Origin of the sequence: Bradyrhizobium sp. LTSP885 (assembly GCF_000938305.1) — a bacterium.
Classification (GTDB): domain Bacteria; phylum Pseudomonadota; class Alphaproteobacteria; order Rhizobiales; family Xanthobacteraceae; genus Bradyrhizobium.
Window position 1 is genome coordinate 360,467 of the sequence record NZ_JYMT01000004.1, and the last position, 15,000, is coordinate 375,466.

The window sequence follows — 15,000 nt, forward strand, 5'->3', positions numbered from 1 at the left end:
AGCGTCCTCAGCTGATGAGCCATTGTGCAAACTGATGCCACGCTGCACTCGGGCCAATCGCAACGTTGCGCAACAGGTCCCAGATCAAGATCACCGTCGCTCCCCACAGGGAGACGGGATGTATTCGTCCGAGCGAGACCCGATCGTATGCGGCGCTCGCAAATAGAAAAAGCGCGATCGGAATAAGGATGATTGGCGCCGTCTCGCGAGGCAGCGGCGAATGACCAATCAGGTGGGCCAGCGGCGCCAGCATCAAGCCGCCGACAATGGCAAGCAGCATCAGCCGCTTGTGCACATCGCGTCGTTGCCGATACCAGTAGCCGCCGGCCACCAGGATTCCGAATGTGGCCAGGTCGCCGAGCGGATTGACCAGTCCGAGGAGAGGATCGGCGTCGATGCCGAGATCGCCGCTCAAGTCGAAGCCGCGTCGCGCCATTGCGATCGCAACCATGTATCCCGAGATGATCATGACCGGCGCGAGAAGCATTGTCACGGCTCCGAGCCGGCGATGCAGGTCAATTTGCCGCCTCGCCGCCAGTGCCGTCTGCACGAAGAACAGCGCGAGCCAAGCGATGGACGTTGCGGCGTGCGTGGCGACAAGCGGCGTGAGCGGGCCTCTCCGCGCAGTCGGATCGAGGCCTGACGGCGCAAACCCCAGAACAGCGATGACGATCGCGCAAATTGCCATTGCCATGTAGAAGCGGCGATTCTGTATCAGTTCAACATGCGCTGGAAGGGACGGAGGACCTGATTGAACCGATTCAGCCATAACTGGCTCCAAATATGAACACTGAGTGGATTAAAGTGCGATCAGCATTTTCAAAAATTGGGTAAAGCAGCAACTCATGAGGAAGCCGGAGACATGCCGCATCCAAGCAGAGAGTGCGCTCCCGCCGGGGGGCGCGCTTGATATTCGGCTTACATTTTCCTTACCGACGGATTATTCTTTGTGTTGCAACCAGTGCTGGTGCCCAGACGTTCGGAGGCCACCTGAGGGATTGACAGATTGCGCTTTCTTTTCGAGGACTACGTACTCGACACGGACTTACGCGAACTGCAGCGCGGGGCCGCCGTCGTCTCGATCGCGCCACAGGTATTCGACCTGCTCGACTATTTGATCCGCAACCGGGGGCGCGTCGTCAGCAAGGACGACCTGATCAACGCCATCTGGAACGGGCGCAGCGTGTCCGATGCGGCGTTGGCGACCCGGCTGAATGCCGCCCGGAGCGCGATCGGCGATTCCGGCCAGGAACAGCGTCTCGTCAAAACCCTGCCGCGAAAGGGCTTCCGTTTCGTCGGATCCGTACGGGAAGCGCAGAGGCCCGCTGATGCGCCAGACGCCGACGACCAGATAGAACACCAGAAGCCCGTGGAACACCAGAAGCCCGCCCTGGCGCTTCCCGACCAACCGTCCATCGCCGTGCTGCCGTTTCAGAACTTGAGCGACGATCCGGAACAGGAATATTTCGCCGACGGCATGGTCGAGGATATCATCACGGGATTGTCGCGATCGAAATTGCTGTTCGTGATCTCGCGAAATTCGAGTTTCACCTACAAAGGGAAAGCCGTCGACATCAAGCAGGTCAGCCGTGAGCTTGGCGTTCGCTATGTGCTGGAAGGCAGCGTCCGCAAGGCCGGAAAACGGATTCGTGTGGCCGGACAGCTGATCGATGCGTCTACCGACGTGCACATCTGGGCGGACAAGTTCGATAGCGATCTCGAAGACATCTTCGATTTACAGGATCGCCTGACGAGCAGCGTGATCGGCGCGATTTCTCCACAGCTTGAGCGGGGCCGAGATAGCGCGCGCACGGCGCAAACCGACCGAAAGCCTGCAAGCCTATGACTATTATCTGCGCTCTAGTTTCAACGTCTACCTGTGGACGCGGGAGGGTAGCGATGAAGCTCTCAGGCTGGCAAAACTCGCCATCTCGCTCGACCCCGCATTTGCCATCGTCCACGCTTCTGCAGCCAACATTTTCGGTCAGAAGAAAGGGTTCGGATGGATCGAGGACGCGGCAAAGGAACGGGCTGAAAGCCGACAGTTGGCCGAACGAGCGATGCAGCTCGACCAGGACGATCCTCTGGTGCTCGCGCACGCAGCACAAGTGTATTCCTACCTGCTCGAAGAGCCGGAGACCGGGTCAGCTTTTGCCGCAAGGGCCGTCGCACTCGATCCCAATCTGGCAATGGCGCGCCTTTGGGCAGGCCAGGCACAGAATTATCTCGGCAATCACGACGCAGCGATCGAGCAATTCTCGGCAGCCATTCGCTTGAGTCCGATCGATCCCCACTTGTTCCTGATGCAAACCGGGATGGCCTTCGCTCATTTCTTGGCCGGGCGGTATGAAGAAGGTCTGTCCTGGGCCACGATCGCCATCCAGCGCCAGCCGAATTATCCGAGCGCACGGCGAATATTAATGGCGAGCCTGGCGATGACCGGACGTATCGCCGAAGCCCGTCGCGTTTGCGACGCGATCCTGCAAACCGACGCCGCTTTGCGCATTTCCGGGATCAAAAGCACGCCATTTCGCCGGCTCGAAGATGTCGAGAAGTTGGGCCAAGCCTGGCGAATAGCTGGCGTGCCCGAATGACCGCCTTTGGATTGCTCACCGATGAAATGATCACTTGGGAGCACGAATGCCCGCTTGTGGCTCCCTCTCGGACCCGATTGCGCGGTCTGCGGTGTCTGCTCACTGGGGTTTAGCGAACTTCGGCGGAAGGCCCGCCAACTTCCGAGTTTGACCTACAACGGCCATCGGTTCACGTGGCTCCGTGCTCCTCAAGAAGACGCAGTATCTTTTTTTGCTGCGCCTTCGCCTCAGTTGATCCTGAACCGCTCTTGCCAGTGTTCTGATTTGCGAGAAGCATCGGCGTCGAGCCGTTCCTATTTGGAGCACGCGGGTCGGCACCGCCATCGATGAGCGCCTTCACTGCAGCCGCGAAGCGATTGCGCACTGCGCGGTGCAGTGGCGCGACCCCGCTCTTGTCGACCGCATTTGGATCCGCTCCGGCTCGAATGAGCCTGCCTATGATCTTCACCTGGGCGCTTTGATCCCATGCCGACAAGCCAGGCCCGCCGTCAACGGCATAGTGAAGGGGCTCCGCGCCGCGTCTATTCCTCGCTCGAATGTCGGCGCCCCTGGCGATCAACTCGTCTACGATGCGAGTTTGATGTGCTGCCGCCGCCATATGCAGGGCGGTATCGCCCTCGTACATGTAGTGCAGAATCTGTTCGAAAAAGTTATGTTTGGGAGATTGCCGAGTTGCGCCATGACCCGCGCGCGCTTGTGCCAAAAGCGGCAAAGCATCAAGCAATCCAATGGCGGTCACGTCGTCTCCGGCGACGATGGCCTCCACGCAAGCCCTGAACGGGTCACCCTGGATTTTATCGGCCTTCAATTGCTTACTCCATTTTGTTAGTAGGCCAAACATAGAGGCGGAGCGCGAATGGAGCCAGTATGCGGACCAAACTAGCGCTTCTTCGCCTGATCGTAAGCAATCGTCGTGTTGTGCGCGTGCGCAATGCGCCACCCGGCTTGAGTTTTCACAAACACCATCGTGATGAGGTTTCCGCTGTCGGGATACGCCGCGCCAGACGGAAGTGCTCCAACCCCCTCTATTCGGTTGATGTGGGTCTCAACAATGACGTTGGGCGCAATCTCGCGCATCATGGTGATTTCAGGCGTCCGCATGCGACTATTGGCAAACATACCTTTATGGAGAAGAGCATGTGCCTTCATCACCGTCTCGCGACCCTTCCAGTGCATGCCGACGACATTTATCCAATCCACGTCAGGCATGGCGTCGGCGACGAAGGCGTCCATATCGTGCCTATTCCAAGCATCCGTTTGTCGGTCCAGAATTGCACGGATCGCGGCTTCGTCGGCGGCCGACACGGGTGATGCGATTGAAGGATTGTCGCCTTGTGCCTTGGCGGAGTGCAATTGCCCGACGACTAGGAATACGCTTGCGGCTAAAAATAAGCTTGCGACGCAAATTCTAAGAAGCTTGTTCATCTGAACTCCCTTCAATCGAAGCGGGCGACACTCATTAGATGCCACGGCGCAAAATTGAGGTCCACCAAGGAATAGGAACCGAATGTCGGGAAGTGGCCCTTCAGCGCCTCCGGGCGACGCCCATTATTCCGCCGCCATGGGCGGACGAGCGGACATCGGGCTGTGCCCAGCGGTCAGTTCGCCCCGGACCTTGCCGCCGGCATGTAGATCTGGGCGTAGCCTTCCTTGATCGCCGAGGTGATGCGGTCGAGGCGGCGGTCGATGTGCTTCTCGAGCACGGAGACGCAGGTCTCCTCGTCGCGCGCCTTGAGGCCCTCGATGACGGCGCGATGTTCGGCCTGGGTGTTGGAGCGGTTGATGCGGTCCATATCGATCCAGCGCACGAAACGAATGCGCGCATTGACGTTGCGCAGCACGCGCAGCATCTCGGCATTACCAGACATCGCCATCAGCCGCTCATGGAACGTCTCGTCGAGCTCGACCAACTCGACCGACGAGCGCTCGCCGGGATCAGGACCGGTGGCCTGCAGGAACGCCAGCAACGCGTCGATATCCTCATCCCTCGCCCGCTTGATCGCGAGGCGGACCGAGGCGATCTCCAGCGACTTGCGCAGCTCATAGAGATCGAAGATCTCGTGGGCGTCGAGCTCGCGGCAGAAGAAGCCTTTACCGGGCATGAAGCGCAGGAAGCCCTCGGTGTTGAGCCGGTTCAGCGCCTCGCGCAGCGGCGTGCGGCTGACGCCGAGGCGCTTCGCCAGCTCGCCCTCGTTCAGCCGCTCGCCGGGCTTGAACTCATAGCTGATCGCCATCGCCTTGAGCTGCTCGTAGACGCGATCAACGATGCTGTCGGAGCTGATGTCCACGGATGTCTTCATGGTTGAAGGGAATCGAGATTACACCACGATACTATCACCCAAAGGCGCGCGGGCGCAGGCCGGCGTGAAACCAGGTGATCATGGAATAGATGTCGTAGACGGGCAGCCCGATCTCGGCCTGCAACGCGGCGGCATAGGGCGGCATGTTGGTGCATTCGAGCACGATGGCGCCGACCTCGGGATGACGGGCGACCAGTTCCTTGCCGGCCTCGACGACGTCGCGTTCGGCCTGGGCGATATCCATGTCGTCCTTCTCGGCCTTGATCAGGACGCGGAAGAATTCCTTGCCGTTCTCGGTGCCAACCAAGGGCGTATCGAGCGGCACGCCGGCGCCTGCGAGATGCGCCGGCGACAGCGTCGAGCCCGAGACTGTGACGAGACCGACGCGCTTGCCCGGCGGTAGCGTCGCCTGCACCCACGGCACCTGCATCAAGGACGAGGTGGCAACCGGCACGCCGACGGCGGCCGCGAGTTCCTTCTGGAACAGCGCCAGGAAGCCGCAATTGGTGGTGATGGCCTCGGCGCCGAGCCGCACCAGATCCTTGGCGGCATCGATGAAGTCAGGCAACAGGCCGGCCGCGCCCTTCAGCACGACCTTCTCCGGCGACGCCCCGCTCACCACGCGATACAGCACCGGAAACGGCCAGGTGGTGCCGTTGCCCATGTCGCCGGGAATCCGGGGAAAGCGCGCCTCCAGCATCAGGATGCCGAGCGGCGCGCCGTAGAGCGCCTTGCCGCCGCGGGCGATACGGGAAGAAGAGTTCGCAGGGTACGTCATGGCGTCGATGCCTCAGAGGAAGCGGGAGGGAGCGAAAGGTTGAAGCGGAATTTCCGGCGGTTTGCCGCTGAGCAACTGCGCGACCAGCCGGCCGGTGCGGGCCGAGCCGACCAGGCCGACATGGCCATGGCCGAACGCGTAGACCACGTCGCGCGTGGCGCGCGCATAGCCGATACAGGGACGGCCGTCCGGCATGCTCGGGCGATGGCCGAACCAGGTTTTGATGCGCGAGGCCGGAATGTTCTTCGGCAGCTTCGGGAACATGCTGAAGAGGTTGTCGCGCAGGATCTCGGCGCGCTTCCAGTTCGGCGCGGCGTCGAGGCCGGCGATCTCAACGGTGCCGGCGGCGCGCAGGCCCTTGTCGGTCCAGTTGACGACCATTTTTGCATCCGAGGCCATCATCGAATTGCGCGGACCGGATTCCGGATTCTCGATCATGACGTGATAGCCGCGTTCGGTCTCCAGCGGCAGCGGATCGCCGATCGAGGCGGAGAGCTGTTTTGAGCGCGCGCCGGCGGCCACGACGGCCGCATCGCAGGCGATCTCGCCGCTGTCGGTGACTACGGCCACGAGCTTGTTGCCGTCAAGCCGGAGGCCGGTCGCCTTGGCGGCAACACGCACGGCACCGTTGGCGATCGCGTGTGCGGCAAGCGCGGCAACATAGCTGCCGGGATCGCGGCAACGGCCGGCCTCCTCGACCACGACGCCGAATTTGTAGCGCGGATCCAGATCAGGCTCGCGCTGTCGCATTTCGTCTTCGTCGAGCTCGAGCCATTCGATGCCGACGCGCTTGCGGATGCGCCAACCGAGATCCCCATCAAACGGCGCGCGCGAGGGATACACATGCATCACCCCGCGACGCTCGATCAGTTCGGGCACCCCCGCCTCGTCCGCGAGCTGCTTGTGCAGCAGCGGCGCGTCCTTGAGGAGATCGCGCAGCGCCCGCGCCGTGGCCTCGACCTGCGCCTCGGTCCAACTCGACAGCAGGTACTTGATCAGCCACGGCAACGCCTTCGGCAGATAGGACCAGCGGATCGCGAGCGGCCCCATCGGGTCCATGAGATAGCCCGGGACCTTCTTCCAGGTGCCGGGCTCGGCCGGCGGGATCACCGAATGCGACGACAGCCAGCCCGCATTGCCGTAGCTCGCGGCCTGCTCACCACCGGGCTCGCCGGGATCGATCAGCGTGACGCGATGGCCCTCGCGCAGCGCCTCGATGGCGCTGATGACGCCGATCGCGCCGGCGCCGATGATCGCAACGTGGCGGCCCGCAGCAGTCATCAGCGCTTCGCCTCCTCAGGCACGAAATCCTTGCCGACCGACATCGCGCGCGGATCGACCAGGCAATGCAGGATCGCCGGCTTGCCGGACGCGAGCGCGCGCTCGAAGGCCGGCGCGAACTCCTCGGTGCGTTCGACCCGCTCGCCATGGCCGCCGAACGCCTTGGCGTAAAGCGCGAAGTCCGGGTTCTTGAGCTGGGTGCCGACGACGCGGCCGGGATAGTCGCGCTCCTGGTGCATGCGGATGGTGCCGTATTGCCCGTTGTCGATCACGACGACGATCAGCGCCGCATCGTATTGAACGGCGGTGGCGAACTCCTGCCCGTTCATCAGGAAGCAGCCGTCACCGGCAAACGCGACGACGACGCGGTCGGGAAATTGCCGTTTTGCCAGCACCGCCGCCGGTACGCCATAACCCATCGAGCCCGAGGTCGGCGCGAGCTGCGTGGCAAACGTATGGAAACGGTGGTGGCGATGAATCCAGCCGGCGTAATTGCCGGCGCCGTTGCAGACGATCGCGTCCTTCGGCAGCCGGTCGCGCAGCCAGGTCATGACCTGACCGTACTGGAAGCTGCCGGGCAGCTCGCGCGGTTTGTCGGTCCAGGCCAGATAATCCGCATGCGCTTTCGCGGCTTCGCCCTTCCACGCCGGAGCGGCTGATGGCTTCAGCGTCTCGACGGCAGCCGCGAACGCGGCCGGCGTCGCCTGGATCGCCAGCGCCGGCTGATAGATGCGGCCGAGCTCCTCCGAGCCGGGATGGACGTGAATCAGCTTCTGGCTCGGCACGGGGATATCGAACAGCGTGTAGGACGATGACGGCATTTCCGACATGCGGCCGCCGATCAAAAGGATCACATCGGCGCCGGTGATGCGATCCTTCAGCTTGGGGCTCGGACCGATGCCGAGATCGCCGGCATAATGCGAATGATCGGCGTCGAACAGCGAGGCGCGGCGGAACGAAGTCGTCACAGGCAGATCGAAGGCTTCGGCAAAGCGCGCGATGCCCTTGGCGGCATCAGCGGTCCAGCCGGAGCCGCCGAGGATCACGATCGGCGCCTTGGCGCCCGCGAGCATCGCGCCGACACGTTCGAGGTCTGACGGCGCCGGCCAGCTCACCGCCGGCTCGACGCGCGGCGCATCGGCGACCGCCGCGGTCTCGGTCAACATGTTCTCCGGCAACGCGATCACGACCGGACCTGGGCGGCCCTGCAGCGCGACGCGGAAGGCGCGCGCGACCAGTTCCGGAATGCGATCGGGCGAGTCGATCTCGACCGCCCATTTCGCCATCGATCCGAACACCGCCTTGTAGTCGAGCTCCTGGAACGCCTCGCGCTCGCGCATGCCGGTGTCGACCTGGCCGACGAACAGGATCATCGGGGTCGAGTCCTGCATCGCGATGTGCACGCCATGGGCGGCATTGGTCGCGCCGGGACCGCGGGTCACAAAGCAGATGCCCGGACGTCCCGTGAGCTTGCCATAGGCTTCCGCCATCATCGCCGCCCCGCCTTCGGCGCGGCAGATCACGACGTCGATCTGGCTGTCATGCAGCGCATCGAGCGCTGCGAGGTAGCTTTCGCCGGGCACGCAGGTGACGCGCTCGACGCCATGGGCGACGAGCTGGTCGATGAGGATCTGGCCCCCGGTGCGGGCGTTGGTTTTAGTCATGACAGCTCCCTGCAGGCTTTGGCGATACGGCTGAGCGCTTCGCGCAGATTTTGGTCCGAGGTTGCGTAGGATAGACGGAAATACGGCGCAAGGCCGAAGCAGCTGCCGGGGACCACCGCGACGTCATGCTGTTCCAAAAGATAGCGGCAAAAGCTGCTGTCGCTGTCGATGTGCACGCCACCGGGCGTCCGCCGCCCGATCAGGCCGGCGCAGCTCGCAAAGGTATAAAACGCGCCCTCGGGACGGCGGCAGCTCACGCCTTCGATCGTGTTGAGTCCATCGACCACCAGGTCGCGGCGGCGCTGGAAGGCCTCGCGGCGTTCGACCAGGATACCCTGCGGCCCGGTCAGCGCCGCAATCGCCGCCGCCTGGCTCACCGAGGACGGATTGGTCGTGCTCTGGCTCTGCACCACGGCCATCGCCGCGATCAGCTCGCGCGGCCCGCCGCCATAACCGACCCGCCAACCGGTCATCGCATAGGCTTTTGAAACCCCGTTGACGGTCAGCGTGCGCGACTTCAGGCCGGGTTCGAGCGCCGCCGCGGTGACGAAGGGCATCCCGTCATAGGTCAGGTGCTCGTAGATATCGTCTGACATCAGCCAGACCTGCGGATGGCGCATCAGCACGTCGAGGATCGGGCGCAGCTGCGCTGCGGAATACGCCGCGCCGGTCGGATTGGACGGCGAGTTCAGCAGCAGCCAGCGCGTCCGCGGCGTGATCGCGCGTTCGAGATCATCAGCATCGAGACGAAAGCCGTTGTCCTCGCGGCAGGCGACGTCGACCGGCGTGCCGTCCGCGATCTTCACCATGTCGGCGTAGCTGGTCCAATAGGGCGCGGCAAGAATCACCTCGTCACCCGGGCTGAGCGTCGCCATGAAGGCGTTGTGGATCACCTGCTTGGCGCCGGCGCCGGCCGTAATCTCGTCGCTGCCGTAATCGACGCCGTTCTCGCGGCGGAATTTCACAGCGATCGCCGCCTTCAGCTCGGGGGTGCCGTCGAGGATCGTGTATTTGGTCTGGCCGGCGCGGATCGCCTGTTCGGCGGCGGCCTTGACGTGGTCGGGTGTGTCGAAATCGGGCTCGCCGGCGCCGAGAATGATGACGGGGCGCCCTTCCCGCTTCAACCGCTGCGCGACCGCGCCGATCTTGAGGATCTCCGACACGCCGATCGCGCCGATGCGCTGGGCGGGGCGAAAGCTCGATGGCGTTTCCTGGACGGTCACGGCGCGCTCCGATGCATTGCTACTTGCGCGCGGCGATTGCGATGACCTCGATGCGAAAAGCGGGATCGGCGAGTTCGACCTTGCCGCAGGCGCGGGTCGGCGCGTTGCCCGGCACCACCCAGGCGTCATAGACCGCGTTCATCGCGGCGAAATCGTCCATGCTCTTGAGCCAGACCTGCACGCTGAGCAGGCGCGACTTGTCGGTGCCGGCCTGCGCCAGCATGTCGTCGACCTTCGCGAGCGCCTCGCGCGTCTGCTGGGCGATGTCGGCGGTCTTGGTGTCCGCGACCTGGCCGGCGAGGAAGACGAGATCGCCGAACACGCTGGCGCGGCTACGGCGCGCGTTCTGGTCGATGCGGGTGATGTCGGACATGCGAGATTCCTGTTGGTTCGGATGAAGTCAGCGGCCGGTCGCGATGATGCGGCGGCAATGCTCGAGCGCGGCGCCGATCAGATTGTCGCTCGCCTCGGGCGTGCGGAACGCCGAATGCGCCGACAGCGTCACGTTCGGCAGCGTGGTCAGCACATGGCCGGCCGGCAGCGGCTCGACGGTGAAGACGTCGAGGCCGGCATGGGCGATGTGGCCCGAACGCAATGCGTCGATCATGGCGTCCTCATCGACCAGCGCACCACGCGCGGTATTGATCAGGATGGCGCCGGGACGCATTGCGGCGACGCGCTCGCGGGACAGGAAATTCTTGGTGTCGTCGCTGAGCAGGAGATGCAGCGAGATCACGTGACTCTCGGTCAACAGCCGCTCCAGCGGCACGAACTCGACACCCGGATGCGCCTTCGCGGTCCGGTTCCAGGCCAGCACCTTCATGCCACAGCCGATCGCCATGCGCGCGGCTTCCGCGGCGATGCCTCCGAAGCCGATCAGCCCCAGCGTCTTGCCGGTGAGTTGAAGGGCGTCGCGGCGCAGCCAGTTGCCGGCACGCATGCCGCGATCCATCTCGCCAAAGCTCTTCGACGACGCCCACATCAGCGCGATCGCGCATTCGGCCACGGCCGTGTCGCCATAGCCCTTGATGGTGTGGACCGCGATGCCGTGCTCGCCAAGCTCGTCCGGATTCATGTAGCTGCGCGCGCCGGTGCCGAGGAACACGACGTGCTTGAGACCGCTGCATTTGGCGGCGATCGCAGTCGGCACCGCGGTGTGATCGACGATCATGATCTCGGCGCCGTCGAGCAGGCCGGGCAGATCGTCGGGCTTGATGCCGGCATTGCGGTTGATGGCGACGGGCAGGCCTTGCGAGCCCAGCAGCTTTTCAGTGACTGCCGCCAGCGTGTCGTTGGCATCGACGAATAGAGCGCGCACAGGCCTCTCCTTCCAAATCATGAACAGGGCAGCGGCGGGTCTTCGCCTAAGCGGGCCGGGCGACGATCCGAAAGCCGCACTTGACTGCGTTCAATCTTGTATTCAGGATTGAATGCTATTGGCAACCCCCTTCGGTGAAGGATTTTAGCTGCCCGCCTGAAGACTTACCGAAGACCTGCCGACCGATTGGGCATTTCATGCCTTTGCCGCTTAAATGGTCAGCAAATCAAAATACTGGATTGCATTTTAGTCTGAATACAGAAATAGTCCGGCCCAGAACGCTGAACGCATCCGCAAGAGAGGACTGACATGAATCGCAGGGACGCACTCACCACCGTGGCACTGGCGGGCGCCGCCGCGATTGCCACGACCGCATCAGTCAAGGCCGATACGGCGCCGGAATCGACGCTCGAGCGCATCAAGAAGAGCGGCGCGCTGCGGGTCGCCGTGATCGTCGGCCAGGAGCCTTACTTCCATAAGGACCTCGCCAGCGGCCAGTGGTCGGGCGCCTGCATCGACATGGCCAACGACATCGCCTCCAAGCTCGGCGCCAAGGTCGAGACGCTGGAATCCACCTGGGGCAACCAGATCCTCGATCTGCAGGGCGGCAAGGTCGACCTCGCCTTCGCCGTGAACCCGACGCCGGAGCGTTCGCTGGTGATCGACTTCTCCACCCCGATCCTGGTGCATGCCTTCACCGTCATCACCAAGAAGGGCTTTGCCAAGCCGCAGACCTGGGCCGAAATCAACAAGCCCGAGGTGAAGATCGCGGTCGACATCGGCTCGACGCATGAGCTGATCGCGCGCCGCTACTGCCCGAAGGCGACCATCCTCGGCTTCAAGAACCGCGACGAGGCGATCCTGGCGGTCGCCACCGGCCGTGCCGACTGCAACGTGTCGCTGGCGGTGCTCGCGGTGTCGACGCTGAAGAAGAACCCCAATCTCGGCGAACTCGCGATCCCGCGCCCGCTGCTGACGCTGCCGACCAACATGGGCATCCGCGCCGAGTCCGATCGCCGCTACAAGGATTTCCTCAGCGCCTGGGCCGACTACAACCGCACCCTCGGCCAGACCCGCGAATGGATGCTGAAGGGCTTTGAGGCGGTTGGCCTCGCCCCGGACGACATCCCGCCCGAAGTGCAGTTCTGACGCCGCGCCGATGTACGTCTGGGATTTCGCGGCGCTCAAGCCCTACTGGCCCCTGATCTGGCAGGGCCTGCTGGTCACCATCTTCTATACGGTGACAACCGTGGCCGCGGGGCTCGTGATCGGGCTCGTCGTCGGCATCCTGCGCACCAATTCGCCGCGCTGGATCACGATGCCGCTACGCTTCTACATCGAAGTGTTCCGCTGCACCCCGTTGCTGGTGCAGCTGGTCTGGGTCTACTACGCCCTGCCCGTGCTGATCGGCGTCGACATGTCGCCGGCGATGGCCTGCTTCGTGACGCTCTCGCTCTACGCCGGCTCGTTCTACGCGGAGATCTTCCGCGGCGGCATCGAGGCCGTCGATAAAGGCCAGTGGGAGGCCGGGCGCGCCATCGGCATGCGCCGTGGCAAGATTTTTCGGCGCATCGTGCTGCCACAGGCGATCCAGGTGATGATCCCCTCCTTCATCAACCAGACCATCATGCAACTGAAGAACACCTCGCTGGTCTCGGTGGTCGCGGTCGGCGACCTGCTCTACCAGGGCTCGGTGATCACGGCGACGAGCTACCGGCCGCTCGAGGTCTACTCAACGATCGCGGTGCTGTATTTCGTGGTGCTGTTTCCGCTCACCCTGGTCGCCGACCAGATCGAGCTCAAGCTGGGAGCGCACCGATGACCGCAAACGGCGCGACGCTGGCAGCCAGCAACATCCACAAGGCGTTCGGCGACAACCAGGTGCTGAAGGGCGCCTCGCTGTCGGTGGCGCGTGGCGAAGTCGTGACCCTGATCGGCGCCAGCGGAAGCGGCAAGTCGACCTTCCTGCGCTGCCTCAATCTGCTCGAGATGCCGCAACAGGGCGAGCTTGCGATCGGCACGCATCGCTTCACCTTCGGCACCGGCCTGCGCGCGCCAGCGGACGCACAACTGGCGCAACTGCGCCAGAACGTCGGCATGGTGTTCCAGCACTTCAACCTGTTCCCACACATGTCGGTGCTGCGCAATCTCACCGAGGGTCCGGTCCAGGTGAAAGGCCTGTCGCAGGTCGAGGCCGATGCGCTCGGCCGCGACTTACTGGCCAAGGTCGGCCTCGCCGACAAGGCCGACGCTTATCCGAGCCGGCTGTCCGGCGGCCAGAAGCAGCGCGTCGCGATCGCCCGCGCGCTCGCCATGAAGCCCGACGTGATGCTGTTCGACGAGCCGACCTCCGCGCTCGATCCCGAGCTCGTCGGCGAAGTGCTCGCCGTGATCCGCAACCTCGCCGCCGAGGGCATGACCATGGTGCTGGTGACACACGAAATGGCCTTTGCCGCCGACGTGTCGAGCCGGGTCGGCTTCATGAACGACGGCGTCATGGCCGAGGTCGGCACCGCGGACGAGATCATCCGCCAGCCGAAGAGCGAGCGGCTGAAGGCGTTTCTCAGCCGGTTTCATGGGGCGGGGTAGTTTCCGTCATTCCGGGGCACGCGAAGCGTGAACCCGGAATCTCGAGGTTCCGGGTTCGATGCTAACGCAACGCCCCGGAACGACGGCGGAGGCGCTGGCCTACAACGAGCGCGCGATCAGCAGCTTCATGATCTCGTTGGTGCCGCCGTAGATCTTCTGGATCCGGGAATCGATGAACATCCGCGAGATCGGATATTCCTGCATGTAGCCGTAGCCGCCGAACAGTTGCAGGCATTCGTCCGCGGTCTCGACCTGCTTCTGCGAGCACCACCATTTCGCCATCGAGGCCGTGACGGTGTCGAGGTCGCCGGCGACCAGGCGTTCGACGCACCAGTCGATAAACACGCGCGCGATCATCGCCTCGGTCTTGCGCTCGGCAAGCTTGAACGCGGTGTTCTGGAATTCGATCAGCGGCTTGCCGAACGCGGTGCGTTCCTTGGTGTAGTCGGTGGTGATCCGCACCGCGCGCTCCATCGAGGCCACCGCGCCGACCGCGAGCGACAGCCGCTCCTGCGGCAATTGCTGCATCAACTGCACGAAGCCGTTGCCCTCCTCGTTGCCGAGCAGGTTTTCCGGCGGCACCGTGACATTGTCGAAGAACAGCTCCGACGTGTCCGATGCATGCAGCCCGATCTTGTCGAGGTTGCGCCCGCGCCGGTAGCCCTCGGCGCCATCGGTCTCGACCACGATCAGCGAAATACCCTTCGACCCTACGCCGCCGGTCCGCGCAACCACGATGACGAGGTCGGCGGCCTGGCCGTTGGTGATGAAGGTCTTCTGGCCATTGATGACGTAGGAATTGCCTTGTTTTTTGGCCGTGGTCCTGACCGCCTGCAAATCGGAGCCGGTGCCGGGCTCGGTCATCGCGATGGCGCCGACCATCTCGCCGGACGCCATCTTCGGCAGCCAGCGTGTCTTCTGCTCCTCCGAGCCGTAATTGACGATGTAATGCGCAACGATCGCACTGTGCACGGAGACGCCGGTGGTCAACTCCGGCACCGTGCTCTCGAGGTCCTCGAGCACCGCCGCGTCATAGGCGAAGGTGGCGCCGAGGCCGCCATAGGCCTCGGGAACGCTCGTCAGCAGCGCGCCCATCTCTCCGAGCGCCCGCCACGCCGAGCGGTCGACCAGCTTCTGCGCGCGCCATTTCTCGGCGTGCGGTGCCAGATCCTTGGCGAGGAATTTGCGAAACTGGTCGCGGAACGTATCCAGCTCCTCGGTCATCCAGGACGATCGGTAGTGCATCATTGCCC

The 15,000-nt window shown here is 63.8% G+C and carries 16 protein-coding genes; 5 read left to right on the plus strand and 11 right to left on the minus strand.

The genetic code is table 11. The annotated features are described in order from the left end of the window. Positions 1 to 7: 7 nt before the first annotated feature. On the minus strand, positions 8 to 769 hold the full coding sequence (locus UP09_RS04030; protein WP_156164435.1) for a DUF2306 domain-containing protein: 762 nt from the start codon (positions 767 to 769) through the stop codon (positions 8 to 10). Between the two features lie 237 nt (positions 770 to 1,006). Between UP09_RS04030 and UP09_RS38800 the strand changes: the two genes are divergently transcribed. Next, on the plus strand, positions 1,007 to 1,846 hold the full coding sequence (locus tag UP09_RS38800) for a winged helix-turn-helix domain-containing protein (RefSeq protein WP_349643900.1): 840 nt from the start codon (positions 1,007 to 1,009) through the stop codon (positions 1,844 to 1,846). Further along, a complete protein-coding gene (locus tag UP09_RS38805; RefSeq protein WP_349643901.1) occupies positions 1,785 to 2,594 on the plus strand; it encodes a tetratricopeptide repeat protein in 810 nt (269 codons plus the stop codon). The genes UP09_RS38800 and UP09_RS38805 overlap by 62 nt, the downstream gene beginning before the upstream one ends. A gap of 169 nt (positions 2,595 to 2,763) precedes the next feature. Here the strand turns inward: UP09_RS38805 and UP09_RS04040 are convergent, their stop codons facing one another. From UP09_RS04040 to UP09_RS04080, 9 genes are all read right to left on the minus strand, one after another. Then, positions 2,764 to 3,402, minus strand: coding sequence for an ankyrin repeat domain-containing protein (locus UP09_RS04040; RefSeq protein ID WP_197082595.1), 639 nt, complete (start codon positions 3,400 to 3,402; stop codon positions 2,764 to 2,766). 71 nt (positions 3,403 to 3,473) lie between these two features. Next, positions 3,474 to 4,019 carry an SgcJ/EcaC family oxidoreductase gene (locus tag UP09_RS36220; protein WP_156164436.1) on the minus strand — a complete coding sequence of 182 codons (546 nt, stop codon included), beginning with the start codon at positions 4,017 to 4,019 and terminating at the stop codon, positions 3,474 to 3,476. A 173-nt stretch (positions 4,020 to 4,192) separates the two neighbouring features. Then, entirely contained in the window at positions 4,193 to 4,894 is a 702-nt protein-coding gene (locus tag UP09_RS04050; protein WP_044536700.1) for a GntR family transcriptional regulator, read from the minus strand. Between the two features lie 34 nt (positions 4,895 to 4,928). Then, on the minus strand, positions 4,929 to 5,672 hold the full coding sequence (locus UP09_RS04055) for an aspartate/glutamate racemase family protein (RefSeq protein ID WP_044536701.1): 744 nt from the start codon (positions 5,670 to 5,672) through the stop codon (positions 4,929 to 4,931). Between the two features lie 12 nt (positions 5,673 to 5,684). Next, positions 5,685 to 6,953 (minus strand): NAD(P)/FAD-dependent oxidoreductase, encoded by a 1,269-nt coding sequence (locus tag UP09_RS04060; RefSeq protein WP_044536702.1) that lies wholly within the window; start codon positions 6,951 to 6,953, stop codon positions 5,685 to 5,687. Next, positions 6,953 to 8,617 carry a thiamine pyrophosphate-binding protein gene (locus tag UP09_RS04065; RefSeq protein WP_044536703.1) on the minus strand — a complete coding sequence of 555 codons (1,665 nt, stop codon included), beginning with the start codon at positions 8,615 to 8,617 and terminating at the stop codon, positions 6,953 to 6,955. Before UP09_RS04065 ends, UP09_RS04060 begins: the two co-directional genes overlap by 1 nt. Continuing rightward, complete coding sequence (locus tag UP09_RS04070) at positions 8,614 to 9,840, minus strand: pyridoxal phosphate-dependent aminotransferase (RefSeq protein WP_044536704.1); 1,227 nt, start codon at positions 9,838 to 9,840, stop codon at positions 8,614 to 8,616. The genes UP09_RS04065 and UP09_RS04070 overlap by 4 nt, the downstream gene beginning before the upstream one ends. 19 nt (positions 9,841 to 9,859) lie before the next feature. Further along, the gene (locus UP09_RS04075; RefSeq protein ID WP_044536705.1) at positions 9,860 to 10,213 is read right to left on the minus strand and encodes a RidA family protein; all 354 of its coding nucleotides are present in this window, start codon (positions 10,211 to 10,213) and stop codon (positions 9,860 to 9,862) included. 27 nt (positions 10,214 to 10,240) lie between these two features. Next, a complete protein-coding gene (locus UP09_RS04080; RefSeq protein ID WP_044536878.1) occupies positions 10,241 to 11,158 on the minus strand; it encodes an NAD(P)-dependent oxidoreductase in 918 nt (305 codons plus the stop codon). 309 nt (positions 11,159 to 11,467) lie between these two features. Here UP09_RS04080 and UP09_RS04085 point away from each other — a divergent pair, with 309 nt between their 5' ends. The 3 genes from UP09_RS04085 to UP09_RS04095 are packed head-to-tail and all read left to right on the plus strand — an operon-like array spanning position 11,468 to position 13,747. Then, positions 11,468 to 12,307 (plus strand): transporter substrate-binding domain-containing protein, encoded by an 840-nt coding sequence (locus tag UP09_RS04085; protein ID WP_044536706.1) that lies wholly within the window; start codon positions 11,468 to 11,470, stop codon positions 12,305 to 12,307. 10 nt (positions 12,308 to 12,317) lie between these two features. Further along, positions 12,318 to 12,980, plus strand: a complete 663-nt coding sequence (locus UP09_RS04090) for an amino acid ABC transporter permease (protein ID WP_044536707.1) — start codon at positions 12,318 to 12,320, stop codon at positions 12,978 to 12,980. Further along, positions 12,977 to 13,747 carry an amino acid ABC transporter ATP-binding protein gene (locus tag UP09_RS04095; protein ID WP_044536708.1) on the plus strand — a complete coding sequence of 257 codons (771 nt, stop codon included), beginning with the start codon at positions 12,977 to 12,979 and terminating at the stop codon, positions 13,745 to 13,747. Before UP09_RS04090 ends, UP09_RS04095 begins: the two co-directional genes overlap by 4 nt. Positions 13,748 to 13,846: 99 nt before the next feature. Here UP09_RS04095 and UP09_RS04100 read toward each other — a convergent pair whose 3' ends face one another. Then, positions 13,847 to 14,992 carry an acyl-CoA dehydrogenase family protein gene (locus UP09_RS04100; RefSeq protein ID WP_044536709.1) on the minus strand — a complete coding sequence of 382 codons (1,146 nt, stop codon included), beginning with the start codon at positions 14,990 to 14,992 and terminating at the stop codon, positions 13,847 to 13,849. Positions 14,993 to 15,000: the final 8 nt, after the last annotated feature.